Genomic DNA, 26,560 nt, shown 5'->3' on the forward strand with positions numbered 1-26,560 from the left:
GCAATGCGCGGAGACACTGCGGCAGCACCGGGCCATGCCCGGCGGGATTCCCAAACGACGGGCGTATTGCCCGAGATCGCGGCACGCGCCGAGGCCACCATCGCGATCCGCCATGACCTGCACCGCCACCCGGAGCTGGCCTTCGAGGAGCACCGCACCAGCGCCCGTGTGGCCGAGTTGCTGCAGCAGTGGGGCTATGAGGTGACCACCGGTCTTGGCGGCACCGGCGTGGTCGGCACATTGCAGCGTGGGCAGGGCGGCCGTCGGCTGGGGCTGCGTGCGGACATCGATGCCTTGCCGATCCACGAAGACTCGGGGCTGGCCTACGCCAGCCAGACCGACGGCCTGATGCATGCCTGCGGCCATGATGGTCACACCGCCATCCTGTTGTCCGCCGCGCATTACCTGGCCCATCACGGCACTATCGACGGCACCTTGCAGCTGGTGTTCCAGCCAGCCGAGGAAACCGGCTCGGGTGCATCGAAGATGATTGCCGACGGCCTGTTCGAGCGCTTCCCGGTGGATGCGATCTATGGGCTGCACAACTGGCCCGGCGTACCGGTCGGCCACTTCGGCTTCGTCGACGGCCCGGCGATGGCGTCGGTCGACTGGGCGCGGCTGAAGGTGATCGGCAAGGGCGGCCACGGTGCCGAGCCGCAGGGCAGCGTGGACCCGATCCTGGTCGCCGCGCACATCATCACTGCATTGCAGAGTGTGGTGTCGCGCAATGTCGACCCGCGGCAGATGGGCGTGGTCACCGTCGGTTCGATCCACGGTGGGCAGGCCGCCAATGTGATTCCGGACGTGGTCGAGCTGAAGCTGACCGTGCGCGCCTACCTGCCCGAGGTGCGCGACACGCTGCGCCGCCGGGTGACCGGGATTGCCGAGCAGACCGCTGCCGCTTTCGGGGCACGCGCCGAAATCGAGTTCCCGCGTGGCTTCCCCAGCGTGATCAACCACCCGCAGCAGACCGCCTACATCCGCGACGTGGCGGTGCAGGGCTTCGGCCACGAACAGGTGGTGCCGGAGTTCGCGCCGCGCACCGCCAGCGAGGACTTCGCTTTCCTGTTGCAGGCACGGCCCGGGAGTTTCGTGTTCGTCGGCAACGGCGACAGCGCACCGTTGCACAGCCCGCGCTATGTGTTCAACGACGCGGCCATCGCACCGGCCGCCAGCCTATGGGCGCGACTGGCCGAAGACTATCTGGTGAAGGACGTGGCATGAGCAGCAACGAACGCTTCCTCTATACCTCGGTGGATGATCCATTGGCGCGGCCGCTGTTCGATGGCCTGGAGCAGGAGTACGACAGCCGTTACGCCGACGTGCGCCGACGCATCGGCGGCAGCGCCCGCGAGGAGCTGCAACGCTATCCGGCGCAGGCCTTCGCGGCGCCGGTAGGCGCGTTCGTGCTGCTGCTGCGCGATGGTGTGGCGATCTCCGGCGGCGCCTTCATGCCGCACCGCGATCCGGACACCGCCGAATTCAAACGCATCTGGACGCTGCCCGGGCTGCGCAGGCAGGGCATCGCGCGTCGCGTGCTTCAGGAACTGGAAGACCAGGCGGCGCGGCAAGGGTACCGTCGGGTGTTCCTGACCACCGGCTTCCGCCAGCCTGAAGCCGTCGGCCTGTACCTCAGCCACGGCTATACCGCGCTGTTCGACCTGCAGGCCGACCCGGAAACCATCGCGCATCTGCCGTTCGAGAAGCATCTACGTGCGCCGGCGCCAGTGCTTTCGCCGTCGCAGACCGTGCTGCACGGAGCCCACGCATGAGCACGCCTTCGACTGCGCTGGATGGCATTGCCGCACCCCCCGCGCCAGCACCGGCGTTGAAGATCGTGCCGGCCCGGCATCCGCTGCAGGTGGTCGGAACCCTTCTGGCGTTGGCGTTGATCCTGATCGGGCTGCAATCGGTGCTGGGCAATCCGCGCTGGGGCTGGGGCACGTTCGCCGAGTGGTTCTTCGCGCGCCCGGTGCTGGAAGGCCTGGGTCGCACGCTGCTGCTGACCGCACTCGGTACTGGCCTCGGTTTCGCGCTGGGCACCTTGCTGGCGTTGGCCCGCGTGTCCGGCTCGCCGCTGCTGTCGGCGGTGTCGTGGGGCTATGTATGGCTGTTCCGTTCGATCCCGCTGCTGGTGCTGTTGCTGCTGCTGAACAACCTGGGCTACCTGTACAGCACCATCGAGCTGGGCGTGCCGTTCACCGGCATCAGCCTGTTCTCGTACCCGACCACGCAGCTGATCGGCGTGTTCACCGCCGCAGTGCTGGGCCTCACCTTGAATCAGGCCGCGTTCTCGGCCGAAGTGATCCGTGGTGGCATCCTCTCGGTCGACCATGGCCAGTACGAGGCGGCAGCGGCACTTGGCCTGCCGCGTGGCCGCCAGGTGCGCCGCATCATCCTGCCGCAGGCGATGCGTTCGATCCTGCCGGCCGCGTTCAACGATGTGATCGGCCTGGCCAAGAGCACCTCGGTGGTCTACGTGCTGGCGCTGCCGGAGCTGTTCTACACCGTGCAGGTGATCTACCGCCGCAATCTGGAAGTGGTGCCGCTGCTGATGGTGGCCACGGTCTGGTACCTGGTGATCCTTACCGTGCTGTCGCTGTTGCAGCGGCGCGTGGAGCAACGCTTCGCGCGCGGCCAGCTGCAGCGCGAGCGCTCGGTGTCGCGGGTGTCATCGCCCCCGCGTGTGCAGGGCGAAGCCGCACCGCACGTAGCAAGCCGCCCGCGTATCGCCACCCAGGTTGAAGCGGGCGAGGGCGCGGCGGTGTCGCTGCATGGCGTAGGCAAGGTGTTTGGCGACCAGCCGGTGCTGGAAGACGTGAACCTGGACCTGCGCGCCGGCAGCGTGACCGTGCTGATCGGCCCTTCGGGCGCCGGCAAGTCCACGCTGCTGCGGCTGATCAACCACCTGGAACGCGCCGACGGCGGTTACGTGACTGTCGGCGGCCAGCTGATCGGCTACCGCCGCGAGGGCGACACCCTGTACGAGCTGCCCGAGCGCGAGATCCGACGCCGCCGTGCAGAAGTGGGCATGGTGTTCCAGGGCTTCAACCTGTTCCCGCACCTGACCGCGCTGGAGAACATCATCGAGGCACCGATCGCGGTGCGTGGCGTGCCGCGCGCGCAGGCCGAGCAGCAGGCGCGCACGCTGCTGGAACGGGTCGGCCTGGCCGACAAGGCCGATGCCTTCCCGCGCCAGCTGTCCGGTGGCCAGCAGCAGCGCATCGCGATTGCCCGCGCGCTGGCCCTGCAGCCGAAGGTGCTGCTGTTCGACGAACCGACGTCGGCGCTGGACCCGGAACTGGTGGCCGAGGTGCTGAGCGTGATCGAGGAGCTGGCCCGCTCCGGCACCACGCTGGTGATCGTCACCCATGAGCTGAGCTTCGCCCGCCGCGTAGCCGACCACGTGGTGATGATGGACCAGGGCCGGGTGATCGAGCAGGGCACGCCCGAGGTGCTGTTCGAACGCCCGCGCCAGCAGCGCACCGCCGATTTCCTGGCCAAGACCCTGTAACCGAGAAAGGAACACCATGAGCCCTGCAGCACCGCGTCGTCCCTCGCGCAGCACCCTGTTGATCGTGGGCGTGCTGGTCATCGGCATCACCGGCATTGTCTATTCGCGCGTGCGGCAGGCACCGGATGCCGGCGCCGTGGCCGCGACCAGCCTGGCCGGTGCGAACACGGCGGTGTTGAAAGGCACGTTCGATCCAGAGGCGCAGGCATTGATCCCCTCGGGGTATCGCTTCGTCACGCCCGGGTCCTTCACCGTGGCCACCCATCCAGGGCAGCTGCCGCTGGCCGACTACGGGGCCGACAGCAAGGACGTTGTGGGCATCGAGCCCGACATCGCGCGCCTGATCGCCGATGCGCTGGGCCTGAAGCTGGTGATCGTGCCGGTGGCCTGGGCCGACTGGCCGCTGGGTCTGGAATCAGGCAAGTACGATGCGGTGCTGTCGAACGTGACGGTTACCGAAGAGCGCAAGAAGAAGTTCGATTTCTCCAGCTACCGTTTCGACCTGCTGGGCATCTACACGCGCGCAGACGGGCCGATCCAGAAGATCGAGAAGCCGGCCGATGTGGCCGGGCTGAAGGTGGTGGTGGGTGCCAGCACCAACCAGGACCAGATCCTGCGGCAGTGGGACCAGCAGAACATCGCGGCGGGATTGAAACCGGTGGAGTACCAGTACTTCGATGACGCCGTGGTCGGGCGGCTGGCGGTGATCACCGGCCGCGCCGATGTGTCGTTCGAGCCCAACGCCACCGGCGCCTATTCCGCACGCGACGGTAAGGTGCGGCGCGTCGGCCTGTTCCCCGGTGGCTGGCCGAACGCTGCGGCGATCTCGGTGACCACGCGCAAGGGCAGCGGCCTGGCTGATGCAGTGACGCAGGCGCTGAACACCCAGATCGCCAGTGGCACCTACGCGCAGGCGCTGAAACGGTGGAACGTGGCCGAGGAAGCCGTGCCGCAGTCGCAGACCAACCCGCCGGGATTGCCGACGTTGCAATGACACCGGGCGTGGCCCGGCGCGACCTCCGCTTTTGTAGAGCCGAGCCATGCTCGGCTGCTTTACCAACGCGCCTCCAGCGTTCTGAACGGTTTCGCCAGGCGCACGCCCTCGGCGTCGAAGTCGGAAACGCTGCGTCCGTCCACACGCACCGTCTTCGGCATCGTGCGCGCCGGCCACCAGACTTTCACCGCCGTTCCGCCGCGCAGCCCTTTGCCAAGCCCCACCGTCAGCACCCCGTCGCGCTGCCGCGCCTGCATCTGCAACGTGCCATACGCCGTCGGCAGGCGTTCCACCGCCAATCCATCCCCCGCCACCCACGAGGGCGGTGTGCCCGGCAGCAGCGAGAGCGCATCATCGTCTTCGCGCATCAGCATGCCGAACAGGGTGCGGCCGTATTCGGCGCCGATCCAGGTATGCGGCATGTCGCCGAGGTAGCGCGGGAAGCGCAGCCGTGAATGCACTACTTCGGCCAGCACCTGCCATTCAAGCGGGCGCCGGTCATGAAGCAGGCCCTGCAGCAGCTCGTCAGCCACGTCTGGCTGGCCCAGGTGCACATAGCTCAGCACGTTGCGGATCTCGTACGGCGTGTAGGCATACAGCGCACCGGGCTGGCTGCGCTTGCGCACGTCTTCCAGGTAGCGGGCGAAGGTGGTCCGCAACGCATCTGCCGGCAACACGCTCTGCGCGCCGGTCGGGTCCAGGGCGATCGACACGCCGGTGGGGTCACCATCGCCAAGATCGGCCGATGACGGAATGAAGTCGATGCCCTTCCACGCCATCGTTGCGCGGATCGAGGCACGCAATGCGTCGTACAGCGCTTTGTACTGCTCGCGCGCCCAACGGGCGGTTTCGTGGTCGCCCAGTGCCTCGGCCAGCCACGCGCCGTCGTGCCACCCCTTCAGGCCCCAATAGTCATCCAAGTAGCTGTGGGTGGGTGATGGATAGCCCTCATGGCTGATCGATGGTGCAAGGATGCCCGCAAAGCGTTCCGGGGCAGGCTGGTCAGCCTTGTATCCGGGCACCAGCGTGCGCTCGCGCAGTTCCTGCAGGAAGTGCAGCGCGGCCTTCACCTTCGGCAGGTAGTCACGCACCGACTCGGGTCCGCCATCCAGCCGTGCAACGTCGGCGACCAGCGCCACGTACTGGCCCTGGCTGTCGTACTCGATGTCCGAACCGAAGCCGGTGTTGACGCTGCCATCGTCATTGAGGATCGGCGAGACCAGGCCGTTGGCATGTACGCCGTGTTCGCTGTACCAGGCCAGGTAGTCGCGCGCGACCTTGGCCTCGCCCATGCGCAGCAGCACGGCCGATGTGGCCATGCCGTCGCGGATGAAGGAGCGGTTGTAGTTGCGCGGGCCGGGCTGCATCGCCGGGCCGGTCTGGTTGATCAGCATGTAGGCGGCCTGCGCGCGCAGCATGTCCACCAGTGATGGATCGGGCAGGCGCAGGCCGACCTGGCCCAGCCGTGCCTGCCAGTCCGCGGACGCCTGCGTGGCCAGTGAATCGAACGCCGCATTGGCATCGCGGGGAAGCGTGGCCAGATCCAACGCAGGCGCTTCGGGCAGCACGCCATTGGCATCCGCGGCGGCGGTGCCCAACGGGAACGCGACCACGATGGCATCGCTGGTTCCCGGCGCCAACGAGACGCGGTAGTCCAACGCAGCCGAGGCAAGACCCTGGTCATCATGCGCCTGTTGCGCGGAAGGCAGTTGGCCGGCAGCGATGTCCGCGGTGATTTCCGTGGCGCCATCCCTGCCGAACGGCGCCGCGCCGGACGCAGCCACTGGCGTGAGCGACTGCAGCAGCGTGCGGCCATTGATGCGCACGGATTGCCTGTCGATGGCCACATCGCGGATCGGCGACAGCCCGCCGTTCTGCCATGGCGGGTTCATCTGCATCGGGCGCACGACCAGGCTGAGCGTGCCGTCGATCCGGGTTTTTCCGGTGTTGTGCAGGCGATGACGCAGGAACGTTACCGGCTGGCCGTTGCGCTCGATGGCGAATACCTCGCTGCGCAACTCCAGCCCGGGCTGCGGTGACCACGTAGCGGAGGGCATCGGCTTCCAGCCGTCGCGCAGGGCATGCTGCATGGCCTGCGCGGCGGCGCCGGCGGTTTGGCCATCGGCATTGCGCCAGATCGGCTGCACCAACGGCGCGCCCTTGAAGGCTTCAAGATTGCCGTACTCGTCGAAGATCGATTTCTGTCGTCCTGCGTGCACACCGACGGCCGTCCAATAAGTCTGCTGCATCTGCAGCGACGCCGGGAACAGCGCACGCTGCGCGCCGCTGGCAGCGATCTGGTAGCGCTTCATCGGCGTCATCACGGCCTTCGGGCCGAGCAGGCGCAGGCGCGCGATCTGCGGTGCAGCGCCGTCCACGCTCAGGCGGAATGTACGTAACGGTTGTGCTGCAGTGGCGGCCAGCCAGCTTTGTCGATGATTGGCCGCTTGTGCATCGTGTGCGAGGTCCTGCCAACGGCCCTGTGCATCCTGCACCTGCAGTCGCGCGGCGCCGCGCGCGCCATCGGCCCAGTCGACGACCAGGCCAGCCGTTGATTGGGCCCGCGGCAGCGTGATCTCGAACGTATGGGATCCATTTGCCCCGGCCGGCATCGCGACGGTGCCGCCCCCTTGCCAGAGCGCCGCTGCCTGCGTTGCATCGATACCGCTGATGCGTGCGCTGAGCGTGCTGTCCAGTGGCTCCATCTCGAAGATCGACACGCCCCAATCGGAGGTGCGCTGCGGGCTGGCCAGCCGCAGGTAGCGTGCCTGCCGCGGCGCGAAGTACAGCGTTTCCACGTCGCCCAGCGAATCGGCCATCGTGTACGCGGTCTGCCACTGCGTGCCGTCCAGCGAGGTCTGCAGTGAATAGCCTTCCGGATTGGAGACATCCCAGGTAAGGCGCGCACCGGCCAGCAGGGTGGGCGCGCCCAGATCGATCTGGAACCAGTGGCCGGGGCTGAAGGCGCCGCCGGTCACGGTCTTCGGGTCGCCGTCGATCAGGTGGCCGATCGCCATCGCCGGTACCTGCTGCGAGGAACTGCTGGCCTGCCATTGGTTGCGCGGGGGGAGGGTCTGTGCCTGTGCGCTGGAGGCCAGGGCGGCCAACAGCAGGGCGGCGGCAGATCGCCATGGGATAGCTGAGCGGGAGACCTTGGAGCGTTCGGCGCGCAACGTCATTACAGACAGCCTCGCAGGTTCGACCGGAATCGGGCGAACGCTACGCTAGCAAGGGATGTAATCGGTTACATGACGCACTGCAGCGCCGCAGGCCGCTTCCGTGGTTGACGCAGCCGAGCATGGCTCGGCTCTACATGGCTTCCGGCAGGTCAAACGGCATCCCCCGCTAAAGCTCCACCGTCTCCCACCATCGCGTACCCGCCTGCGGCGCCTGCATGTCCAGTGCTTCGCCCATCATCGGCGTGGCCACCGGCACATTCTTTGCGGCCGCCAATGCCGTGATGCGCTCGAACGGCTGCTGCCATGCGTGCAGGGCCAGATCGAAGGTGCCGTTGTGGATCGGCAGCAGCCACTTTCCGCGCAGGTCCAGGTGCGCCTGCAGGGTCTGTTCCGGTTGCATGTGCACGAACGCCCAGCGCGGATCGTAGGCGCCGGTCTCGATCATGGTCAGGTCGAACGGTCCGTACTTCTCGCCGATGGCCTTGAAGCCATCGAAGTAGCCGGTGTCGCCGCTGAAGAAGATGCGGAAGTCGCCGTCCTGGATCACCCATGACGCCCACAGGCTGCGGTCGCTGTCACCCAGCCCGCGGCCGGAGAAGTGCTGGCCCGGGGTCGCGGTCAAGCGCAGGCCACTGGCTTCAGTCGACTGCCACCAGTCCAGCTGTTCCACCTTGCTGGCGTCCACACCCCATGCAATCAGCTGGTCGCCGACGCCGAGCGGTGCGATGAAGCGCGCGGTCTTGCCGGCCAGCTGCATTACCGCGGCATGGTCGAGATGGTCATAGTGGTCGTGCGAGAGGATCACGCCGGCGATGGGCGGCAGTTCGTCGATGCTGATCGGCGGTGCGTGGAAGCGCGCCGGCCCCATCCACTGCACTGGTGAGGCGCGCTCGGAGAACACCGGGTCGGTCAGCCAGTACTGGCCACGCAGCTTCAGCAGGATCGTGGAGTGCCCAAGCCGGAACAGGCTGCGATCCGGCGCAGCATCCAGGGAGGCGCGGTCCAGCGGCTGCACCGGAATCGGGTGGGCTGGCACGGTGCCCTTGGGCTTGTTGAACAGGAACGTCCACCAGATCTCCGCACCGTCGCGCAGGCCCATCGCCGGACGGGGCAGGGCATTGCGGAACTTGCCGTCGCGGTACTGCGGCGAATCGGGGAAGTCGGGGAGGGACCAGGACTTGCAGAAGGTGTAGGCGGTCACGGCGAGGATTCCAAGCAGGAGGACAAGGAGCAGGCGCTTCATGGGTGACGTCCGCTGGGTACACTGCACAGTGTAGTTTCGCATTTTTCAAAAGTACACTACTGGGTGTAAAATGGTGGCGTCCGTTCAGCTATCCGGTCTCCGCCATGCCCCGTGCCCCACAACGCCTGACCGACCGCAAACGCGAGGCCATCGTGCGCGCGGCGGTGGAGGAGTTCCGTGCATCGGGCTACGAGGCGACCAGCATGGACCGCATCGCCGAGGTGGCCGGGGTCTCCAAGCGCACCGTCTACAACCACTTCCCGAGCAAGGAAGCGCTGTTTTCTATGATCCTGGAGGAGCTGTGGGAACGCAGCGTGGCCAGCGACGCACTGCCGTATCGCGCGGACCAGCCGTTGCAGGCGCAGCTGCTGCAGTTGCTGGGCCAGAAGCTGGAACTGCTCAGCGATGCCAACTTCATCGACCTGGCACGGGTGGCGATGGCCGAGGTCATCCACTCACCGGAGCGGGCGCAGGCCATCGTCTGCCGCATGGGCGAGAAGGAAAGTGGCGAGAGTGCGTGGATCCGCGCAGCGATCGCCGATGGCCGGTTGCGAGAGGTTGATCCGGAATTCGCCGGCCACCAGCTGCATGGGCTGGTGAAGAGCTTCGCGTTCTGGCCGCAGGTGACGATGGGGCAGCCACCATTGACCGCGCAGGAACGCGCACGCGTCGCCGAATCGGCGGTGGCCATGTTCCTGGGTTTCTACGCGGTCTAGCTGGCGGCGAAGCGACGGAACTCGTCGGCCGGCAGCGCCGCCGAGTACAGGTAGCCCTGGCCGACATCCACCCCGAGTGCGCGCAGCTTCTGTTCCTGGGCCAGGGTCTCGGTACCCTCGGCCACCACGATCGCGCCGCAGCGGTGCGCGACTTCGACGATGAAGCGAACGATCGACTGCGACTTGGCGTCGGACAGCGTGGCGATCAACGCCTGCTCGATCTTGACCTCGGCGATGGCCAGCTGCGAAAGCAGGATCAGGGTCGAATAGCCCGCGCCGAAATCATCCAGCGACAGGGTGACTCCGGCGGCCATCAGCTGTGCGATGTTGGCATCGACCACATCGCGCTCGACGATTTCGGTCCACTCGACGATTTCCAGGCGCAGCATCGCGCCGGGGATGTCGCGCAGCTGCAGCAGTTCCTGCAGGCGCAGGCCGAAGTCGGGCAGGCGCAGGGATTCGGCTGACACATTGACTGCGATGGTCAGCGCCGCGCCGTCCTGCCGGCAGTGCTGCAGGAAGTGCACCGCCGACTGCAGCGTGGCCCATTCCAGGTCTGCCAGCCGGCCCTGCCGGCGCAGCAGCGAGATCACCCGCATCGGTGCGATCGGCCGGCCTTCGCCATCGCGCATGCGCAGCAGCGCTTCGGCGCCGACCAGCTGGCGGTCCTGCAGGCGATGCTTGGGCTGGTAGCACAGCGGTGCGTCGCCCTGCTGCAGCCAGCGTTCGAGGGCGAATTCGATCAGGGCGTCGATCTCGCCGTCGCGCTGGATCGGGTCGTCGAAGAACACGACGCCGGATTCGATCGCGCTCAGTGCCACGGTGATCGCGCGGAACGGAAGATGTCCTTCGTCGGCATCAACGGGGGGCTTCAATTCAACCACCGCACAACGGAACAGTGGCCGGAAGCCAGGCCAATCGCGGCCGACCCGATCGGCCAGGTTGCTGGCCAGCTCGGTGATCTGCGGTTGTATGCGCAGTTCGGACAAGGTCATGCCGCGCACCAGGATCGCCAGCGCGGCATCACCGAACTGGTAGACCTCCACGTCGTCCACCGCCAGCGATGGCAGCAACCGGTGGACGTCGGCCGGTGTATCGCGCTGCCACAGGCCGTTGTCCTGCAATGGCCCGTAGCGCAGGCGCAGATCGCGCAGGTTGCCCATCTCGGCCACGATCAGGCAGGCCTTGCCGATGCCGTCGTTGTCGCGCCAGTACCGCTGCAGGCGTTCACCGAGCGCACGCATGTTGGGCAGGCCGCTGATCGGATCGATGCGCAGCCACGCCTGTTCGCGCTGGCGCTGCGCATCGATCTGGGCATCGTTGTAGACCAGCGCGAACACTGCGCCGAGTACCAGCAGCGAGACCGGCAGTGCCAGCACGCGCTGGATCGCCAGTTCGGCCACCGGTAGTTGATCGGCCCCAATGATCGCCACACCCAGCGCCAGGCCCAGAGCGGTCATCCCGATACGCACGGACCACGCCTGCAGGATCATGCGTGGCGAGAGTTCGTTGAGCATGCGCGGGTGCAGGCGCCTGCGCAGCCAGACGCCGGCCACCATCTGCAACACGGCCTCGAGGCTGGCAGGCAGGAAGAACTGGGTGCCGACGAACTGGTAGCGGGCGAGCAGGGCGGCGGCCAGGCAGGCCAAGCCGCCGCGCCAGCCACCGAGCAGGCCACTGACCAGCAGGATGTCGAAGCCGAGGTGCAGCTTGACCACACCCTGGGTGTAACGGGCCACGAACCAGGAATTGAACAGGTAGATCAGGCCCAGCGCTACGCCGACATACAGGCGCCGTCCTTCAATGGCGTGCCCGGCGCGACGGGTGGCGATCAGCAGCACGCCGATCATGCCGATCACCGCCGTGGCCTGCAGCAGGTACAGCGGCAGGCTGGGCAGGGCGCTGTCCAGGACCTGGGCCGAGACCCGTGAAAGCGCATCCATAGCAGGTTCCCGCCTGTGACCGACGGCCAGTGACGAGCAGGGTAAACCACAGGCGCCTGTGCGGCCACCAAGGGCCAGGCCAAGGTCCCTGCGGTCAGTAGCGCGGGTCGGCGATGGCGGGCAGCACCAGTTCGCGCACGAAGGAGGACGGTGACAGCTGCAGCAGGGTGCGTACCATCGCCACGACATCATGGACCGGCACCAGTTCGCCGTCGCCGCGCGCTGCGGCGTCCGCTACCGGCACTGACAGTGCATCGTCGGTGTTGAGGTAGCCCAGCTGCAGGCTGGTTACCGCCAGGCGCCGATCCCGGAAGCCTTCGCGCAGCGCATCGGCGATGCCGTTGAGCGCGAACTTGGATGCGCCGAACGCCACTTCCGGGCGGCCGCTGCGCGGCAGCGCCGAGGTCGAGCCGGTCAGCACCAGCTGTGGACGTGCTGCGCCCAGTACCCTCGGCAGCAGGCGCCGCAGCAGCACCAGGGTGGCGGTGATGTTGACGTCGACCAGCTGGGCAAGCGCGGCATCGCTTTCGTCGAGGAAGGCGTACCCGTCGCTGAAGGCCGTCTCTTCCCAGATGCCCAGGTTGTGGATGAGCACATCCAGATCGGCCGGCGCCTGCGCTGCGATGTGATTGGCAGCAAGGGTGGGCTGGGACAGATCCGCTTCGATCCACTGCAGGGTGACGCCCTCGGGGCATTCGAGGTCGTGCGGGCGGCTGCGCGAAACGCCGATGACGGTGTCGCCCGCACTGCACAGGCCTTCGACGAACGCTCGACCGAGGCCCCTGCTGGCGCCGATGACCATCAATTTCATGTGGCTTCCTTGTTGTGCTGCGGCGGCCTCAGTCGGCCGCCAGAATGGTGTCCCAATCGGCGAACGCGCGCAGGCCGCTGCGTCCGGCGGTGATGATCGAGGCGGTGTTGTCGAGCTGGCAACGGTATTGCGGCTGCAGCCCGGACGCCCGCGCGGACACGGCCATGGCGTGTACCAGCTGTCGCGCGTGACCGCGACCGCGGGCCTCGGGCAGGGTCAGTACGCCCATATCGGCGAAGGCTGGATCCAGGCTCCAGGGGTACATGCTTCCCGCAGCGACCAGGCGCTCGCCGTCGAAGGCACCGAACACCTGCCAGTGATCCAGCTCGACCCAAGCGGCATCGAGATCGTCCTCGCTGGCCGTGGCCTGGAACGCGCTGAACGCTGCCGCGTCGGTCGCGCCGAGGCGGCGGATATGCGGTGGGGCAGGGTGTTCGGCGAGGGCGGCGAGTGTTGCGGTGGGGAAGTAGAAGACACGATCCGCGCCGTGCGTATGCTGGCCGAGCTGCTGCAAGCGCTGTTGCGGCTGCGCCAGTGTCCAGTGCGGTTGCGCACGCAGTTGCAGGCGAGCGGCCAGGGCAGGACGCAACAGCGCTCGGGCGGGGCCCGCGACCGGCTGTAACAGCATGCCGTCCTCACCCTCATCGACATCATCGCTGCACGCCAGGTGCAGCTGCGGCCCCTGCTGCAACGTGCGCTGGCCGGCGAACACGCGCTTCCAGGCAGCATCGATCAACGGGGAAATCGCATCATCCATGACAAACGGTTCGCTCAGTGTCGGGGCAGTTCAACCTGCAGGCCTGCGGCCTTCCATTCGGGATAGCCGGCGGCCAGTCGCTGCGCGCTGAGGCCGGCTTCGCGCAGCATCATCACTGCATCGTTGGACAGCACGCAGTAGGGCCCGCGGCAGTACGCGACAATGTGGACGGCGCGCGGCAGTTCGTCCATCCGCGCGTGCAGTTCCGTAGCGGGAATGTTCAGCGCGCCGGGCAGGTGGCCCAGATCGAATTCCTCGCGCGGCCGCACGTCCAGCAGTACCACGCTGTCGCGTTGCTCCAGCAGCTGCTCGACGGTCAGCCCTTCCAGTGCATCGCGGCGCTGCAGGCTGTCGGTGAGGACGCCCTGCATTTCGCTGCGCTGGTGGTCGGCATAGTCGCGCAGCGCGGCCAGCAGGTTGGCCAGTGGGCCGTCAGCGCTGCGGTAGAGGATGCGCTTGCCGTCACGGCGTGTCTGCACCAGGCCGGCACGACGCAGCTGCTGCAGGTGCTGGGAGGTATTGGCCACCGACAGGCCGCTCAGTTCGGCCAGGCGCTCGACCGCACGCTCGCCCTGGGCGATGTGCTCCAGCAGGGCCAGGCGGTGCGGGTGGCCCAGGGTGCGGGCGATCTCGGCCAGCGCTTCCAGCGTGGACGGCGGCAGCTCGGTTGCAGCGTTCATGCCGGGCACGCTAGCATCGCTCCATCATTCAATCAAATAATTGAAGGTTGGCGGAATGAGTGGCTGGGCGACGACATTGGTGATCGATGCGGTAGTGATCGGCGTGGGCGCGACCGCGCTGATGGATCTGTGGGCGTTGCTGCAGCGCAGGCTGCTCGGCATTCCGTCGCTGGATTTTGCGATGGTCGGCCGCTGGCTCGGCCACCTGCGGCGTGGGCGCTTGCGCCATGAGGGCATTGGTCGTTCGCTGCCGGTGGCCGGCGAGCGCGCGCTTGGGTGGACCGCGCATTACGTGATCGGTGTGGTCTTCGCCGCGTTGTTGCTGGCCGTGGTCGGGAACGGTTGGGTGCAGGCACCGACCCTGTGGCCGGCGCTGGCCTTCGGCATTCTCAGCGTTGCCGCGCCGTTCTTCATCCTGCAGCCGGGCATGGGCGCCGGCATTGCCGCTTCGAAGACCCCGGCGCCTGGCAAGGCGCGGCTGCGCAGCCTGGTGGCACACAGCGTGTTCGGCGCAGGCATGTACCTTTCCGCGCTGCTGTTGGCCGGGGTCCGTGCAGGATGAGCGAGAATCCGTGGGTCACCGGCAGCAGGAGCATCCCGCCATGGAAGCACCCGATCCCTTCACTGATGGCATGCCGCTGCCGTGGGCGTGGCGGGAAACATTGGCCGATGCGCGCATCGAGCGACAGTCGATCGGCGTATCGCGCGCAGACGTCGCCCGTGTGCATCGCCCGGGACAGGCTGATGCCTTCCTGAAATCGGAAGTGATCGATGCCTTCAGTGAGCTGGGCGATGAGATCGCGCGCCTGCGCTGGCTGCAGGCGCAGGGCCAGCCGGCACCAACGGTAATTGCCACCGCCGAAGAAGCGGGCCGGCGCTGGTTGCTGATGAGCGCGCTGCCCGGCCGCGACCTGGCCTCGTCGCCTGAGCTTCCGCCCCAGCGCCTGGTGGAACTGCTGGCCGATGCGCTGCGGGGCCTGCATGCCATACCGGTGGCGGCCTGTCCGTTCGACCAGCGGCTGGCCTCGCGCCTGCAGGCCGCGCAGGCACGGGTCGAGGCGGGCCTGGTCGACGCCGATGACTTCGATGACGAGCGCCTGGGGCAGAGCGCACAGCAGGTGTTCGCCGAACTGCGCGCTACCCGGCCCAATCACGAGGATCTGGTGGTCAGCCACGGCGACGCCTGCCTGCCGAACCTGCTGGCAGCCGAAGGCCGTTTCAGCGGTTTCATCGACTGTGGCCGGCTGGGTGTGGCCGATCGCTACCAGGATCTGGCGCTCGCCGCGCGCAGCCTGGTCCACAACTTCGGCGACACGCGCTGGGTCGCGCCGCTGTTCCGGCGCTATGGCGTTGTGCCCGACGAACGGCGGCTGGCGTTCTACCGTCTTCTCGACGAGTTCTTCTGAAACCGCACAGGGCAGCGTAGGGCAGGGCTGAACGGTGCCCTGCCGGCGGATCCGGGCGCCCTTAAAAGTGGACGAACGTTCGTTCACTATTTGTGGCATGAACCGAGCCGACCGCAACGAGCAACGCATCGCGCAGATCCTGCAGGCCGCCCTGCAGTGCTTTCTCGTGAAGGGCTTCCACCAGACCAGCATGCGTGACATCGCGCAGGCGGCCGGCGTCAGCCTCGGCAATCTCTACAACCACTTCCCGGGCAAGGAGGCGATCATCCTTGCGGTGGCCGTGGCCGAAGGCGAGGAACTGGCACCGTTGCTGCAGCGACTGGCCGCGTCCGATGGCGAGCGCGCACGGGTGCTGGTTTTCCTTCAGGACTTCCACGCACTGTGCCGGCAACCGGAGTGGGCAACGCTCGCCGTCGAAGTGCTGGCCGAGAGCGCACGCAATCCGGCCGTGGCCGAGGCATTTGCGGCCAATCGCAGGCAATTGCAGGCGACGCTGGCCGAAGCCCTGCAGCAGGTGGCACGGCGCGAACGTCGGCGCCCCGTGCTGGCCCCGGCACTGCAGGCACAGGTGCTGCTGGATGCCATCGAAAGCGATGCCCTGCGCCGAGGGCTGGGCGAAGCCGGGGGCACCGATGAGGCATCGCTGGATCTCGGCCTGCTTGCGCTGCTGCTGGGCGCACGCGCATGAGCGCCGTCGACCGGCGACTGCACGGCGTTGATCTGGCGCGTTACCTGGCCTTGGCCGGCATGGTGCTGGTCAACTTCCGCCTGGCGATGGCCGTGCCGGCAGAGGGCGCCGGATGGTTGGCAGGCGTCTTCCACTTTCTGGAAGGCAAGGCTTCGGCGACGTTCGTTACGCTGGCCGGGTTGGGCCTGGTACTGGGCACGCATCGGCAGGGTTGGTGGCCGGCCAGTGTGCAGACCTGGCGGCGCGCACTGTTCCTGCTGGTGCTGGGCCTGCTCAACCTGACGCTGTTCCCGGCCGATATCCTGCATTACTACGCGGTGTATTTCGCGCTGGCCGTGCTGTGGCTGCGGGCCTCGCCGCGGGTGTTGCTGGCCAGCATCGTGGGGATCGCGGCCTGTTCGTTCTGGGCGTTGCTGCACTGGGACTACAGCCAGGGATGGAACTGGCAGACGCTGGAATACGCCGGTCTGTGGCAATGGCCGGGCGCGGCCCGCAACCTGCTGTTCAATGGATTCCATCCGCTGCTGCCGTGGCTGTGCTTCTTCCTGCTGGGCATGCTGCTGGCGCGGCTGCAACTGTCGCAACCGCGGGTCCAGCGCGCGCTGCTGGTGCTGGGCCTGATGCTGATCGTGGCTGGACATGGCGTGCAGCAGCTTGCGCAGGGAACGCCCTGGCAGGCGTGGCTGGGAACGCAGCCGATGCCACCGGGACCGGCCTACGTACTCACAGGCGCGGGCGCGGCCTGCAGTGTCATTGCCGCCTGCCTGTGGCTGACGCGTGTACGACCGGGTGACTGGCTGGAACCGTTCACCGCGGCCGGGCGCATGACCCTGACCCTGTACGTCGGCCATATCCTGCTGGGCATGGGCACGCTGGAAGGCCTGGGCCTGCTTGATGGCAGCGCGTCGCTCGCGTCGGTGCTGCTGTGGGCATTGTTGTTCCTGATGCTGGCCACGGGCGCAGCGTGGCTGTGGTCCTGGCGGTTCGCGCGGGGCCCATTGGAAGCGGTGATGCGACGCGTCGCCGGCTAGCACTTTGGTCGCGCAGGCACGATGTTGTGACGGACATGTCTGTGTCGCGGCCCGCGCATCTGCGATAGTGGCGGCAGGTAATACTCTCCGCTTGCATCCATGTCATTCGCTTCGGCGCAGCATCTCGGCGAAGTCCTTCAGCAGTCCTATGGCATCACCGCCAATGCCGTGGTGCCACGCCCGGTTGGCGCCGATGCCAACGCCAGTGTGTATCGCATCGATGCACGGCGCGGGCAATGGTGGTTGAAGTGCCGCAGTTACCAGGTTGCCCCTGCCGTCTGGGACACCCTGCATTGGCTGCGCGGCACGCTGGGCATCGAGGAGATCGTCGCGCCCTGGCCGGCCCTGACCGGTGGAGCGTCAGTGCAGCGCTGGGGCCTGCAGTTCACCCTGTTCCCGTATGTGGAAGGCCAGTCCGGCTTCGAGGCGGCGTTGAGCCGCACGCAGTGGCAACGATTGGGCGAGGTGCTGCGGCGCCTGCACGAGGCGTGCCCGCCACCGGCGCTGCAGAAGGCGCTGCCGAGCCTGCGGATGGAAACCGCGGCGCTTGATACGGTCGGGCAATGGCTGGCCGGCGAGGGCCTGGCGGCCGCCAGGGATGGGCTGGGCCGGGCCTTCGTATCCGTCTGGGACCAGCAGCATGCGCGCATCGCGGCGCTGCATGCGCAGGCACTGCAGCTGCACGCGGCGTTGCAGGATGTCCCGGTGCGGCTGCACCTGTGCCACACCGACCTGCATGCCGGCAATCTGCTGATGGGCAATGACGGCAGCCTGCACCTGATCGATTGGGATGGCCTGTCGCTGGCCCCGCGCGAGCGCGACCTGATGTTCATCGGTGGCGCGGTCGGTGGGCGCTGGGGGCGCGAGAACCCGTTGGGATTCGAGGAAGGCTATGGCAGTGACCGCGGCGATCCACGCTGGATCGCCTGGTACCGGCACTGGCGCATCCTGCAGGACCTGATCGAGTTCCAGCAGGTCCTGCTGGGCAGCGATGGAGAGGATCGTTCGCCGCAGCTGCGCCGGCAGTCGCTGCATTTCCTCAGCGAACAGTTCGCACCGGGCAATGTATTCGACGCGGCAGAGCGGGTGTATCGCGCGCTGTAGATCCACGCCATGCGTGCATGGCATTTTCTACGATGAACCCTCACGCTGCGCGATGAGTCGAGCATGGCTCGGCTCTACAGGGGGCCGCGGTGTCTGCGCGGGGTGTGGATCTACTCTGCGGGCTTGGCCGCTGCAGAGGCCGCCGCGCTTGCAGCGCGGCGTGACAGCACGGCTTCGCGGTGGGCGATGTAGGCGTTGGCGGCGAGGATGATGCCGGCACCGATGATCGTCCAGCGGTCCACCGTTTCGTTGAACAGCAGCCAGCCGAACAGCGTTACCAGGGGCAGCTGCAGGAAGCTGATCGGGGTCAGGGCGGAGACTTCGCCCAGCCGTAGCGCGCGGGTCCACAACAGCTGGCCGACGGTGCCGAGCACGCCGGTGGCCAGCAGCCACAGCCAGGCCGACCCAGTTGGCCAGGCCCAGACGAACAGCGCCGGCACCAGCGACAGCGGCACCCAGAACACGTAGGTATAGAGCACCACGGTATCGGCACTGTCGACGCGGGTCAGCTGCTTGATCTGGATCGCCACCAGCGAGCTGAGTACCGCCGCACCCACCGCGACCAAGCTGCCGGCGGTGAAGCCGGCGGTGCCGGGACGCACGATCACCAGCACGCCGATGAAGCCGACCACGACCGCGGCCCAGCGGCGCACGCGCACGGTTTCACCCAGCCACAGCACGGCGGCAATCGTGACGAACAGCGGCGTGGAGTACGACAGCGACACCGCCTGCGCCAACGGCAGGTGGCCCAGTGCCCAGAACGCGCACAGCATCGAGCCCAGGCCAATCGCACTACGCACGAAATAGCGCGGCAGCTGCTGCGTCTTCAGCGGCGCACGGCCCGGCCGCAGCAGCATCGGCAGCAACGCCAGCAGGCCGAAGGCATTGCGGAAGAACGCCACTTCCTGGGTCGGAACGTAGCGTGTGGCATAGCGGATCGCTACCGCCATCAGGCCGAACGCCATCGTACTGCCGAGCATCAACAGCGCCGCCCGCATCGGAGTGGCGCCGGGGGAGAGGGCGAGAGTGTTCACCACTGTGCGCCGAGCAGGCGGGGCTCCGGTTCGATCGGCACGCCGAACTTCTCCAGCACCGAGGCCGAGATGCGGCGCGCCAGCGCCAGCAGTTCAGCGCCGCTGGCATTGCCGTGGTTGACCAGCACCAGCGCGTGGCTGGGAGCCACGCCGGCATCGCCGTCGCGGAAGCCCTTCCAGCCGCAGGATTCGATCATCCAGGCCGCCGAGACCTTGCGCTTGTCGTCCTGCTCGGCCGGGAACACCGGCAGGTCGGGGAAATGCTGCAGCAGCACGTCGACCTGCTCCAGCGGCAGCACCGGGTTCTTGAAGAAGCTGCCGGCATTGCCGAGTACCTCCGGGTCGGGCAGCTTGCGGCGGCGGATCGCGATCACCGCATTGGCCACGTCCACCGCGCCCGGCAGCACCACGCCCTGCGCCTGCAGCTCTTCGCGGATGCCGGCGTAGTCCATGCGCAGATCGTGCAGCAGTGGCAGTTTCAGTTCGATGGCGGTGATCAGGTAGCGATCGGGCTGTTGCTTGAACACGCTGTCGCGGTAGGCGAAACCACACTGTTCGTTATCCAGGCGCACCCAGGCCTGTTCCTGGCAGTCCCAGGCTTCGACCGCCTGGATGAACTCGCCGACCTGCGCGCCATAGGCGCCGATGTTCTGGATCGGTGCGGCACCGGCGGTGCCGGGAATCAGCGCCAGGTTTTCCAGGCCGGACAGGCCTTCCTGCAGCGACCACATCACCAGGCCATGCCAGGGCACGCCGGCGCCGGCGCGGATCACGGCATGGTCGGCGCGGTGTTCAAGGAAACTGATGTCGCGGTTGCCGAACACCAGCACGGTACCGGGCAGGTCCTCGGCGATCAGGACGTTGCTGCCGGCACCCAGCACCAGCAGTGGGCCGTTGGCCACCTCGGGCAGTGCCAGCACCTCCGGCAGCAGCGCGGCATCGTGCAGTTCCAGCAGCTGTTCCGCATTGGCCTGCACGTGGAAGGTGTTCAGTCCCTGCAGCGGCGCATTTTGGGTGAGCGTCCAGCGCAGCGGGGCGTTGCCGTCGATGGTGTCCATGGGCGCGCTCACAGTGGGGCCACCGCGCCGCGGCTGGGCGCTTCGCGGCGGCGACGGATCGCCTCCACGCATTCGGAAACCAGCGCCGGTCCACGGAAGATCAGGCCGCTGTAGCACTGCACCAGCGCGGCACCGGCCGCCATCTTGGCCACGGCATCGGCACCGGACAGGATGCCGCCGACGCCGACCAAGGGCACCGACTCGGGCAGGCGCGAGCGCAGGCGGCGCAGCACCAGCGTGGACTGCTCCAGCACCGGCGCACCGGACAGGCCACCGGCCTCGTTGGCCAGCGGATCGCCGGCCACCTTGCTGTGGTCGATGGTGGTGTTGGTGGCGATCACGCCGTCCACCTGCAGCTCGCCCAGCACGCGGGCGGCGGCATCGATGTCGCGCTCGCTGAGGTCCGGCGCCACCTTCACCAGCATCGGTACGCGGCGGCCGTGGCGGGCCGCGAGCTCTTCCTGGCGGTCACGCAGCAGGCTGACCAGCTGGCGCAGCGCGGTTTCTTCCTGCAGTTCACGCAGGCCGGCGGTGTTGGGCGAGGAAATGTTGACAGTGATGTAGTCGGCCAGCGCGTACACCTTGTCCAGGCAGGCGATGTAATCGTCCACGGCCTGTTCGTTGGGGGTGTCCTTGTTCTTGCCGATGTTGATGCCGAGCAGGCCGCGGCGGTTGCGCGCGCGCTCGACGTTGCGCACCAGTGCGTCCACGCCTGCATTGTTGAAGCCCATGCGGTTGATGATCGCGTTGTGTTCCGGCAGGCGGAACAGGCGCGGCTGCGGATTGCCGGCCTGCGGGCGCGGGGTGATCGTGCCGATTTCGACGAAGCCGAAGCCGAGCGCGAACAATGCATCGATGTGCTCCCCGTTCTTGTCCAGGCCGGCGGCCAGGCCGACCGGGTTGGGGAACGTCAGCCCGAACACCGTGCTGGGCATCGGCGCGATGCGTGCGGCCAGCAGCGGCGTGGTGCCGGTGCGATAGGCCAGGTCCAGTGCGGACAGGCCGAGGCCGTGGGCGCGCTCGGCGTCGAGCGAGAACAGGAAGGGGCGGGCAAGCGAATACATGCGTCGGTTCAGTCCAGCGTGCCGAGGAAGGCTCGGGTTCGATATTCAAAAGCAACCTGGCCGTCGACCGCGTGGGCGGCGAACAGGTGCTGCAGAGCGTCGATCATCGGTGCGTGGCGCGGATGACCGGGTTGAGGGGCGTAGGAGGAGGACAGCAGGCGCCCGCGCAGGGCGTCGAAGTCCAGGTGCTGCACGTTCGGCAGCTCCACCCTGCCGCGCAGGCCAGCGCCGAACCAGGCCTGCATGGTGGCGTCGTCCTGGTAGCGCTCGGCCACGGCGGTGTAGTCGGTGCCGTAGTCCAGCAGCAGCTGTTCGTATCCGATCAGGAACGGGCTCGCATCGAGCAGGCGAGAATTCCAGTAGATGAGGGCCTGGCCGCCGGGGCGCAGGATGCGCTGCCACTCGGCGCGTACCGCCACGGTGTCGAACCAATGGAAGGCCTGCGCGACGCTGACCAGATCGATGCTGGCATCGTCCAGTGCGGTGGCCTCGGCGCGGCCGTCCACCGCACGGAACTGCGGGTACTGCGGTGCCAGCCATTCTTCGGCCGCGCCCCGCATGGCCGCATTGGGCTCAACCGCGACAACAGGATGGCCGCTGGCCAGGAACAGGCGGCTGGAAATGCCGGTACCGGCGCCGATGTCAGCCACACGCGCCTGCTGGCTGACACCCATCGGGCCATGCAGCCACTCCAGCAGCGCGGGTGGGTAGTCGGGCCGGTAGCGGACGTAGTCGGCGACGCGGCTGCTGAAGCGTTCAGTGCTGTCGGAGGCGGTCATGGCGTCAGTTCGACACCGCCGCCAGCCACGCCAGGCCGCCGAAGAACAGGATGAAGACCACGATGGCGGCAAGTGCCGCGCCGACCATGACCCAGCCCAGCACCAGTCCGGTGACGGCCAGGCCATCGCCTTCCAGTTCGTGCGGGCGGCGGCGGATTTCGGCGCGGGCCATGTGGCCGGTGATGATGGCGACGATGCTGGCCACGAAGGGCAGGACGGTCCAGCTGGCGATGCCCATGACCAGGCTGACCACGGCCAGGGCGCTTGTCTGTCGGGGTGCCACGCTCATCGGGGTCCTCCTTGGCAGTGTGCACATGATAGTGCCTCTGCCCCGGCAATCCCATGCCCGGCGGATGCGATGGCAGGCGTCGACCCTGGCCGGCGAAAGGGATTTCAGCCCTGGTAGGCGTCGACCTTGGTCGACGAAAGGCATGCCAACCAGGGTTGGCGGCTACCGAAGTGCCGGTATCAGCCCATCAACACCTGGCCGCCATCCACATTGAGCACGCTACCGGTGACCCAGCGCGCCAGCGGCGAGCACAGGAACAGGGCGGCGTCGGCGATCTCGCGCGGGTGGCCGAAGCGGCCGAACGGAATCTTCGCCAGGGTGCCGTGGTACAGCGCAGGGTCCTCGACGCGGCGACGGTCCCAGAGGCCGTCATCGAACTCGATCGAGCCCGGGGCGATGGCATTGACCCGGATCCGGTCCTTGGCCAGCGCCAGCGCCTGTGACGTGGTGTAGTGCGAAAGCGCCGCTTTGGCCGCAGCATACGGCGCGCCACCGGGGCGCGGCTGCTGCGCGGCAATCGACGACAGATTCAGGATGCAGGCGTCGCTGGAGGCACGCAGCCATGGCAGTGCCAGGCGCGAGGCACGCACGGCCGCCATCAGGTCGATCTGCAGGCTGGCCGCCCAGCCGTCCTCGTCGTCGGCCATGCCGTAGCCGGTGGCATTGTTGACCAGTACATCGATACCGCCGAGGGCATCGGCAGCGGCCTGCAGCCAGGCCTGGATCTGGCCGGGATCGGCCAGATCGGTGGAAAACGCGTGCAGTTCGAAGCCCTGCGCCCGTGCATCGGCACGCAGGGCATCCAGGCCGGCCTGGCCGCGGGCGCAGACCGAGACCTGTGCGCCGGCGCCGGCAAAGGCCAGCGCCATTTCACGGCCAATGCCCTTGCTGCCGCCGGCGATGAGCACGCGGCGGCCGCTGAAATCGAGGGTCGGAGCCCCTGCGGGGATCCGACCCCTCGCTGGGGCCAGATCCCCGGAGGGGCTCTGGCCCACGGACGTGTCCGCGTCGTTTGCCATCACAGGTCGAACTTGATGCCCTGGGCCAGCGGCAGCGAATCCGAATAGTTGATGGTGTTGGTCTGGCGGCGCATGTAGACCTTCCACGCATCCGAACCGGACTCGCGGCCACCGCCGGTGTCCTTCTCGCCACCGAAGGCGCCGCCGATCTCCGCACCGGACGTGCCGATGTTGATGTTGGCGATGCCGCAGTCGCTGCCGGCGGCCGACAGGAACTTCTCGGCAGTCTTCAGGTTCTGGGTGAAGATCGAGGACGACAGGCCCTGCGGCACGCCGTTCTGCATGTCGATGGCTTCATCGAGGGTGTCGTACGGCATCACGTACAGGATCGGCGCGAAGGTCTCGTGCTGGACCACGGCGTCGCTGTTCTTCAGGCCGGAGACGATGGCCGGCAACACGAAGTTGCCCGGGCGGTCGATGCGGCTGCCACCGGTCTCGATGGTGCCGCCGGCCGCCTTGGCCTGGGCGATCGCATCGAGGAACTGCTGCACGGCGCCTTCGCTGTTCAGCGGGCCCATCAGGTTGGCCGCATCGGTCGGGTCGCCGATCTTGCCTTCCACCTGCTTGTAGGCCTTGACCAGGGTGGCCAGCACGTCGGCGTAGATCGAGCGGTGCACGATCAGGCGGCGGGTGGTGGTGCAGCGCTGGCCGGCGGTGCCGACGGCGCCGAACACGATGCCCGGCACGGCCAGCTTCAGGTCGGCGGTTTCGTCCAGGATGATGGCGTTGTTGCCGCCGAGTTCCAGCAGGCAGCGGCCGAGGCGGCGCGCGACCTTCTCGTTGACGGTGCGACCGACCTGGGTCGAGCCGGTGAAGCTGATCAGCGGCACGCGGCGGTCATCGACCATCTTTTCCGACAGCGCGGTGCCGGCATCGTTGATCAGGAAGAAGATGTCCGGGAAGCCGGCTTCGCGCAGGGCGTCGTTGCAGATCTTCAGCGAGGCGATGGCGGTCAGCGGTGTCTTGTTGGACGGCTTCCAGATGCATACGTCGCCACAGATGGCGGCCAGGAACGAGTTCCAGCTCCACACCGCGACCGGGAAGTTGAAGGCCGAGATGATGCCGACCAGGCCCAGCGGGTGGTACTGCTCGTACATGCGGTGGCCGGGGCGCTCGGAATGCATGGTGTAGCCGTACAGCATGCGGCTCTGGCCCACGGCGAAATCGGCGATGTCGATCATCTCCTGCACTTCGCCATCGCCTTCCGGCTTGCTCTTGCCCATTTCCAGCGCAACCAGCGAACCCAGGGCGTCCTTGTGCCTGCGCAGTGCTTCACCGCACAGGCGCACGGCTTCACCGCGGCGCGGGGCCGGCGTGGTGCGCCAGACCCTGAAGGCTTCCTGGGCGCGGGCCACGACGGTCTCGTACTCGGCCTCGGTGGTCGCGCGGACCTGCGCGATCGGCTCGCCGGTGGTCGGATTGACCGGGGTGATCAGCTCACCGCTGGTCGCGCTCGACCACTCCCCGTTGCCCAGGTACGTGCCAGCGTTGATCGCGTCCAGGCCAAGGGACTTGAGCAGCTCGGAAGACATGCAGACTCCTGTATTTCGTTACGTTGTTTGGCGCCATCGCGGGCAGGTGGGGGACGCGATGAACTGAATCGCCGATGGTAGCAGAGCGCCCCGGCCGGCCATGGTGCAACGCGCCAGCCAGGCCTGGCCGAACATGAATGCTTGGAGGGCAGGGCACGTTGCCTGTAAACTTCCCGGCTGCATGGCCCCGTAGCTCAGCTGGATAGAGCGTCCCCCTCCTAAGGGGAAGGTCGCCCGTTCGAATCGGGCCGGGGTCACCAGAATCAATGGAACAGGGCGAGCGGCGTCGTCGGGCTTGAATGGGTCTACTTCGGACGGACCGGGATGATGGGTTTCACCGTGACAACCCCGCTGCCACCTCCTCCGCAGCTTCCATAGCAGCCTCCGCCAGGGTTAAATCCGCCGGTTCCACCAGCACCTCCGCCGCTGCCACCGCCGGCACCTCCACCGCCACGGCTGGGCGGCTGCTGAGTTCCCGGCAGGGGCTGGACGCAAGGGCTTCCAGTGAGGCAAGTGACAGCGGCTTCTTCGACGGACCCGTCACCCCAGGTCACCTTGATCCTGCTGCCGACAGGCAAAGACGCAATGCCATGCGTGATTCGGTACATGCCCGCCAAACCGACAAGGCCGGCGCGTCGCAGCTCCACCATTTCGTAGGCGGACAAATTCTGCGCAACTGCAACCTGGTTATACGGATACGAACTGGCGTTGATCGATACTGTTGCAGCAACGGCGGCAAAGGCCGTGAAAACCAGCCCAGCGATACTCCACTTCGTTCTTCCGGAGATTCGATTCACTGCGGCGTCCTTTTCAAGATGGCTTCTTCCCAACTGCTCTGTTTACTTCTCCTATTGCTCTATCAAGCGACTCTTGCTGTCCAGCAGGAACCACCCTGCTCCTGATGGCGTCTTCAAAATTCTCTGATCCGCACACGCCCGAATTGACACATAGTGAATCCATGCGGAATGAGCCGGCTCCGCAATCTGCCCCCATTCGGCAGGCGACGATGCCCCAGGCATAGTTGGCGTATGGACCCGTAGCGCTTGCATTGAAGGCACCGAGATCGGTTCCCTCTGGCGCGAGCGCTAGCAGATCTCCCAGTGCAAAAATTGCCTCCGGGTCTGCAGAATTGACCGCATCGCGTGCCAGTAGCTGATAGTCATCAGGTTTGAGGCTGGTCCACTTGCTGGAGGCCATGTAAATCCTGGCGTAAGGATCGCCGTGATCTGCCGCGCGTTCAAACCACTTTGTATAGTGCTCTTCGAGTATCACGTCGCCGCCGTCAACGACCGAGCAGGTCGCTGCGAAGCGCTTCTTGATGTCATCGTATGCGCCTTGCGTTTTCCCGCTGAGGCGCGCGTATGCGTCCAACGTCGCATACATGTTCGAATGGGAAATGCTGAAAACGGAGCAATGCTGATAAATCTGCCCCAGCTTGCGCTGTGCTGCTACGTCCCCGGCTTCTGCACGTGAACGAAGTTCAAGAAATCCGGCTGCTGCATCCTGTGTGTTGGAACTCAACTCAGGACCTGTGAGGGATGAGGCGGTATGGCTAGAGTTGGCCTGATCCTTGGAGTTTGGCTGATTGGTTTGAGAATCAGGTTTGCGCTGTTGTGTGTCCGCTTTGGTTGGGACATACCAAAAACTGACTCCCGCCAAGACGATCAGTATCAATGCAGAGAAGCTCAGGACTTTGACTCGTGGAGACATGGCGTTCCT

Annotated in this window: 24 protein-coding genes and 1 tRNA gene; 11 read left to right on the top strand and 14 right to left on the bottom strand. The window is 67.0% G+C overall.

The genetic code is table 11. The features are described from left to right. Positions 1 to 3 precede the first annotated feature (3 nt). Genes AC5P5W_RS04225 through AC5P5W_RS04240 form a run of 4 tightly spaced genes read left to right on the top strand, consistent with a single transcriptional unit; the run spans position 4 to position 4,508 of the window. Positions 4 to 1,224 (top strand): amidohydrolase, encoded by a 1,221-nt coding sequence (locus AC5P5W_RS04225; protein ID WP_197574371.1) that lies wholly within the window; start codon positions 4 to 6, stop codon positions 1,222 to 1,224. Next, positions 1,221 to 1,772 carry a GNAT family N-acetyltransferase gene (locus AC5P5W_RS04230; RefSeq protein WP_014646902.1) on the top strand — a complete coding sequence of 184 codons (552 nt, stop codon included), beginning with the start codon at positions 1,221 to 1,223 and terminating at the stop codon, positions 1,770 to 1,772. The genes AC5P5W_RS04225 and AC5P5W_RS04230 overlap by 4 nt, the downstream gene beginning before the upstream one ends. Next, complete coding sequence (locus AC5P5W_RS04235; RefSeq protein WP_495220853.1) at positions 1,769 to 3,514, top strand: amino acid ABC transporter permease/ATP-binding protein; 1,746 nt, start codon at positions 1,769 to 1,771, stop codon at positions 3,512 to 3,514. The genes AC5P5W_RS04230 and AC5P5W_RS04235 overlap by 4 nt, the downstream gene beginning before the upstream one ends. Before the next feature lie 16 nt (positions 3,515 to 3,530). Further along, positions 3,531 to 4,508: an ABC transporter substrate-binding protein gene (locus AC5P5W_RS04240; RefSeq protein ID WP_111206783.1), complete on the top strand. Its 978-nt coding sequence runs from the start codon at positions 3,531 to 3,533 to the stop codon at positions 4,506 to 4,508. A gap of 59 nt (positions 4,509 to 4,567) precedes the next feature. Here AC5P5W_RS04240 and AC5P5W_RS04245 read toward each other — a convergent pair whose 3' ends face one another. Then, positions 4,568 to 7,687 (bottom strand): galactose-binding domain-containing protein, encoded by a 3,120-nt coding sequence (locus tag AC5P5W_RS04245; protein ID WP_495220854.1) that lies wholly within the window; start codon positions 7,685 to 7,687, stop codon positions 4,568 to 4,570. A 166-nt stretch (positions 7,688 to 7,853) separates the two neighbouring features. Next, positions 7,854 to 8,930: an MBL fold metallo-hydrolase gene (locus AC5P5W_RS04250; RefSeq protein WP_197574372.1), complete on the bottom strand. Its 1,077-nt coding sequence runs from the start codon at positions 8,928 to 8,930 to the stop codon at positions 7,854 to 7,856. A 104-nt stretch (positions 8,931 to 9,034) separates the two neighbouring features. Here AC5P5W_RS04250 and AC5P5W_RS04255 point away from each other — a divergent pair, with 104 nt between their 5' ends. Next, entirely contained in the window at positions 9,035 to 9,646 is a 612-nt protein-coding gene (locus AC5P5W_RS04255) for a TetR/AcrR family transcriptional regulator (RefSeq protein ID WP_014646907.1), read from the top strand. On the opposite strand, the gene AC5P5W_RS04260 is transcribed toward AC5P5W_RS04255, so the two are convergent. The 4 genes from AC5P5W_RS04260 to AC5P5W_RS04275 all read right to left on the bottom strand — a co-directional run bounded on the left by AC5P5W_RS04260 (position 9,643) and on the right by AC5P5W_RS04275 (position 13,837). Continuing rightward, the gene (locus AC5P5W_RS04260; RefSeq protein WP_142234632.1) at positions 9,643 to 11,589 is read right to left on the bottom strand and encodes an EAL domain-containing protein; all 1,947 of its coding nucleotides are present in this window, start codon (positions 11,587 to 11,589) and stop codon (positions 9,643 to 9,645) included. The two genes, AC5P5W_RS04255 and AC5P5W_RS04260, sit on opposite strands and share 4 nt — an antisense overlap. 94 nt (positions 11,590 to 11,683) lie before the next feature. Then, positions 11,684 to 12,400, bottom strand: a complete 717-nt coding sequence (locus AC5P5W_RS04265; RefSeq protein ID WP_111206787.1) for an SDR family NAD(P)-dependent oxidoreductase — start codon at positions 12,398 to 12,400, stop codon at positions 11,684 to 11,686. A gap of 28 nt (positions 12,401 to 12,428) precedes the next feature. Further along, on the bottom strand, positions 12,429 to 13,157 hold the full coding sequence (locus AC5P5W_RS04270) for a GNAT family N-acetyltransferase (RefSeq protein WP_197574373.1): 729 nt from the start codon (positions 13,155 to 13,157) through the stop codon (positions 12,429 to 12,431). A 14-nt stretch (positions 13,158 to 13,171) separates the two neighbouring features. After that, positions 13,172 to 13,837: an ArsR/SmtB family transcription factor gene (locus AC5P5W_RS04275; protein ID WP_111206789.1), complete on the bottom strand. Its 666-nt coding sequence runs from the start codon at positions 13,835 to 13,837 to the stop codon at positions 13,172 to 13,174. A 55-nt stretch (positions 13,838 to 13,892) separates the two neighbouring features. Between AC5P5W_RS04275 and AC5P5W_RS04280 the strand changes: the two genes are divergently transcribed. The 5 genes from AC5P5W_RS04280 to AC5P5W_RS04300 all read left to right on the top strand — a co-directional run bounded on the left by AC5P5W_RS04280 (position 13,893) and on the right by AC5P5W_RS04300 (position 18,066). Further along, complete coding sequence (locus AC5P5W_RS04280; protein WP_197574374.1) at positions 13,893 to 14,399, top strand: DUF2938 domain-containing protein; 507 nt, start codon at positions 13,893 to 13,895, stop codon at positions 14,397 to 14,399. A 40-nt stretch (positions 14,400 to 14,439) separates the two neighbouring features. Then, the gene (locus AC5P5W_RS04285; protein ID WP_014646913.1) at positions 14,440 to 15,243 is read left to right on the top strand and encodes an APH(3')-II family aminoglycoside O-phosphotransferase; all 804 of its coding nucleotides are present in this window, start codon (positions 14,440 to 14,442) and stop codon (positions 15,241 to 15,243) included. Between the two features lie 97 nt (positions 15,244 to 15,340). Next, positions 15,341 to 15,931 carry a TetR/AcrR family transcriptional regulator gene (locus AC5P5W_RS04290; RefSeq protein ID WP_014646914.1) on the top strand — a complete coding sequence of 197 codons (591 nt, stop codon included), beginning with the start codon at positions 15,341 to 15,343 and terminating at the stop codon, positions 15,929 to 15,931. Beyond that, complete coding sequence (locus tag AC5P5W_RS04295; protein ID WP_046430305.1) at positions 15,928 to 16,962, top strand: DUF418 domain-containing protein; 1,035 nt, start codon at positions 15,928 to 15,930, stop codon at positions 16,960 to 16,962. Before AC5P5W_RS04290 ends, AC5P5W_RS04295 begins: the two co-directional genes overlap by 4 nt. A gap of 99 nt (positions 16,963 to 17,061) precedes the next feature. Continuing rightward, positions 17,062 to 18,066 (top strand): aminoglycoside phosphotransferase family protein, encoded by a 1,005-nt coding sequence (locus AC5P5W_RS04300; RefSeq protein ID WP_069117049.1) that lies wholly within the window; start codon positions 17,062 to 17,064, stop codon positions 18,064 to 18,066. 110 nt (positions 18,067 to 18,176) lie between these two features. On the opposite strand, the gene AC5P5W_RS04305 is transcribed toward AC5P5W_RS04300, so the two are convergent. The 7 genes from AC5P5W_RS04305 to amaB form a co-directional block, all read right to left on the bottom strand. Next, positions 18,177 to 19,064, bottom strand: a complete 888-nt coding sequence (locus AC5P5W_RS04305) for a DMT family transporter (RefSeq protein ID WP_049406338.1) — start codon at positions 19,062 to 19,064, stop codon at positions 18,177 to 18,179. A 32-nt stretch (positions 19,065 to 19,096) separates the two neighbouring features. Then, entirely contained in the window at positions 19,097 to 20,158 is a 1,062-nt protein-coding gene (gene murB / locus AC5P5W_RS04310) for a UDP-N-acetylmuramate dehydrogenase (protein WP_014646918.1), read from the bottom strand. An 8-nt stretch (positions 20,159 to 20,166) separates the two neighbouring features. Continuing rightward, on the bottom strand, positions 20,167 to 21,222 hold the full coding sequence (locus AC5P5W_RS04315; RefSeq protein ID WP_014646919.1) for a quinone-dependent dihydroorotate dehydrogenase: 1,056 nt from the start codon (positions 21,220 to 21,222) through the stop codon (positions 20,167 to 20,169). Between the two features lie 8 nt (positions 21,223 to 21,230). Beyond that, complete coding sequence (locus tag AC5P5W_RS04320; protein ID WP_014646920.1) at positions 21,231 to 22,001, bottom strand: class I SAM-dependent methyltransferase; 771 nt, start codon at positions 21,999 to 22,001, stop codon at positions 21,231 to 21,233. A gap of 4 nt (positions 22,002 to 22,005) precedes the next feature. Next, on the bottom strand, positions 22,006 to 22,290 hold the full coding sequence (locus AC5P5W_RS04325) for a DUF4190 domain-containing protein (protein ID WP_014646921.1): 285 nt from the start codon (positions 22,288 to 22,290) through the stop codon (positions 22,006 to 22,008). A gap of 179 nt (positions 22,291 to 22,469) precedes the next feature. Then, positions 22,470 to 23,309, bottom strand: a complete 840-nt coding sequence (locus AC5P5W_RS04330; RefSeq protein ID WP_041863358.1) for an SDR family NAD(P)-dependent oxidoreductase — start codon at positions 23,307 to 23,309, stop codon at positions 22,470 to 22,472. Continuing rightward, positions 23,309 to 24,841, bottom strand: a complete 1,533-nt coding sequence (gene amaB / locus AC5P5W_RS04335) for an L-piperidine-6-carboxylate dehydrogenase (protein ID WP_142234636.1) — start codon at positions 24,839 to 24,841, stop codon at positions 23,309 to 23,311. The genes AC5P5W_RS04330 and amaB overlap by 1 nt, the downstream gene beginning before the upstream one ends. Before the next feature lie 183 nt (positions 24,842 to 25,024). On the opposite strand from amaB, the gene AC5P5W_RS04340 reads away from it, so the two are divergent. Further along, positions 25,025 to 25,101 (top strand) — tRNA-Arg (locus tag AC5P5W_RS04340). A 550-nt stretch (positions 25,102 to 25,651) separates the two neighbouring features. On the opposite strand, the gene AC5P5W_RS04345 is transcribed toward AC5P5W_RS04340, so the two are convergent. After that, positions 25,652 to 26,551: a hypothetical protein gene (locus tag AC5P5W_RS04345; RefSeq protein ID WP_197574455.1), complete on the bottom strand. Its 900-nt coding sequence runs from the start codon at positions 26,549 to 26,551 to the stop codon at positions 25,652 to 25,654. Positions 26,552 to 26,560 lie beyond the last annotated feature (9 nt).

It is taken from the genome of Stenotrophomonas sp. YJH_SMC_123 (assembly GCF_059368215.1).

What these genes read in the sequence shown, in the direction of transcription:
- AC5P5W_RS04225 (WP_197574371.1), top strand. Translation starts at nt 4, where the DNA reads ATGCGCGGAGACACTGCGGCAGCACCGGGCCATGCCCGGCGGGATTCC.
- AC5P5W_RS04230 (WP_014646902.1), top strand. Translation starts at nt 1,221, where the DNA reads ATGAGCAGCAACGAACGCTTCCTCTATACCTCGGTGGATGATCCATTG.
- AC5P5W_RS04235 (WP_495220853.1), top strand. Translation starts at nt 1,769, where the DNA reads ATGAGCACGCCTTCGACTGCGCTGGATGGCATTGCCGCACCCCCCGCG.
- AC5P5W_RS04240 (WP_111206783.1), top strand. Translation starts at nt 3,531, where the DNA reads ATGAGCCCTGCAGCACCGCGTCGTCCCTCGCGCAGCACCCTGTTGATC.
- AC5P5W_RS04245 (WP_495220854.1), bottom strand. Translation starts at nt 7,687, where the DNA reads ATGACGTTGCGCGCCGAACGCTCCAAGGTCTCCCGCTCAGCTATCCCA.
- AC5P5W_RS04250 (WP_197574372.1), bottom strand. Translation starts at nt 8,930, where the DNA reads ATGAAGCGCCTGCTCCTTGTCCTCCTGCTTGGAATCCTCGCCGTGACC.
- AC5P5W_RS04255 (WP_014646907.1), top strand. Translation starts at nt 9,035, where the DNA reads ATGCCCCGTGCCCCACAACGCCTGACCGACCGCAAACGCGAGGCCATC.
- AC5P5W_RS04260 (WP_142234632.1), bottom strand. Translation starts at nt 11,589, where the DNA reads ATGGATGCGCTTTCACGGGTCTCGGCCCAGGTCCTGGACAGCGCCCTG.
- AC5P5W_RS04265 (WP_111206787.1), bottom strand. Translation starts at nt 12,400, where the DNA reads ATGAAATTGATGGTCATCGGCGCCAGCAGGGGCCTCGGTCGAGCGTTC.
- AC5P5W_RS04270 (WP_197574373.1), bottom strand. Translation starts at nt 13,157, where the DNA reads ATGGATGATGCGATTTCCCCGTTGATCGATGCTGCCTGGAAGCGCGTG.
- AC5P5W_RS04275 (WP_111206789.1), bottom strand. Translation starts at nt 13,837, where the DNA reads ATGAACGCTGCAACCGAGCTGCCGCCGTCCACGCTGGAAGCGCTGGCC.
- AC5P5W_RS04280 (WP_197574374.1), top strand. Translation starts at nt 13,893, where the DNA reads ATGAGTGGCTGGGCGACGACATTGGTGATCGATGCGGTAGTGATCGGC.
- AC5P5W_RS04285 (WP_014646913.1), top strand. Translation starts at nt 14,440, where the DNA reads ATGGAAGCACCCGATCCCTTCACTGATGGCATGCCGCTGCCGTGGGCG.
- AC5P5W_RS04290 (WP_014646914.1), top strand. Translation starts at nt 15,341, where the DNA reads ATGAACCGAGCCGACCGCAACGAGCAACGCATCGCGCAGATCCTGCAG.
- AC5P5W_RS04295 (WP_046430305.1), top strand. Translation starts at nt 15,928, where the DNA reads ATGAGCGCCGTCGACCGGCGACTGCACGGCGTTGATCTGGCGCGTTAC.
- AC5P5W_RS04300 (WP_069117049.1), top strand. Translation starts at nt 17,062, where the DNA reads ATGTCATTCGCTTCGGCGCAGCATCTCGGCGAAGTCCTTCAGCAGTCC.
- AC5P5W_RS04305 (WP_049406338.1), bottom strand. Translation starts at nt 19,064, where the DNA reads ATGCGGGCGGCGCTGTTGATGCTCGGCAGTACGATGGCGTTCGGCCTG.
- murB (WP_014646918.1), bottom strand. Translation starts at nt 20,158, where the DNA reads ATGGACACCATCGACGGCAACGCCCCGCTGCGCTGGACGCTCACCCAA.
- AC5P5W_RS04315 (WP_014646919.1), bottom strand. Translation starts at nt 21,222, where the DNA reads ATGTATTCGCTTGCCCGCCCCTTCCTGTTCTCGCTCGACGCCGAGCGC.
- AC5P5W_RS04320 (WP_014646920.1), bottom strand. Translation starts at nt 22,001, where the DNA reads ATGACCGCCTCCGACAGCACTGAACGCTTCAGCAGCCGCGTCGCCGAC.
- AC5P5W_RS04325 (WP_014646921.1), bottom strand. Translation starts at nt 22,290, where the DNA reads ATGAGCGTGGCACCCCGACAGACAAGCGCCCTGGCCGTGGTCAGCCTG.
- AC5P5W_RS04330 (WP_041863358.1), bottom strand. Translation starts at nt 23,309, where the DNA reads ATGGCAAACGACGCGGACACGTCCGTGGGCCAGAGCCCCTCCGGGGAT.
- amaB (WP_142234636.1), bottom strand. Translation starts at nt 24,841, where the DNA reads ATGTCTTCCGAGCTGCTCAAGTCCCTTGGCCTGGACGCGATCAACGCT.
- AC5P5W_RS04345 (WP_197574455.1), bottom strand. Translation starts at nt 26,551, where the DNA reads ATGTCTCCACGAGTCAAAGTCCTGAGCTTCTCTGCATTGATACTGATC.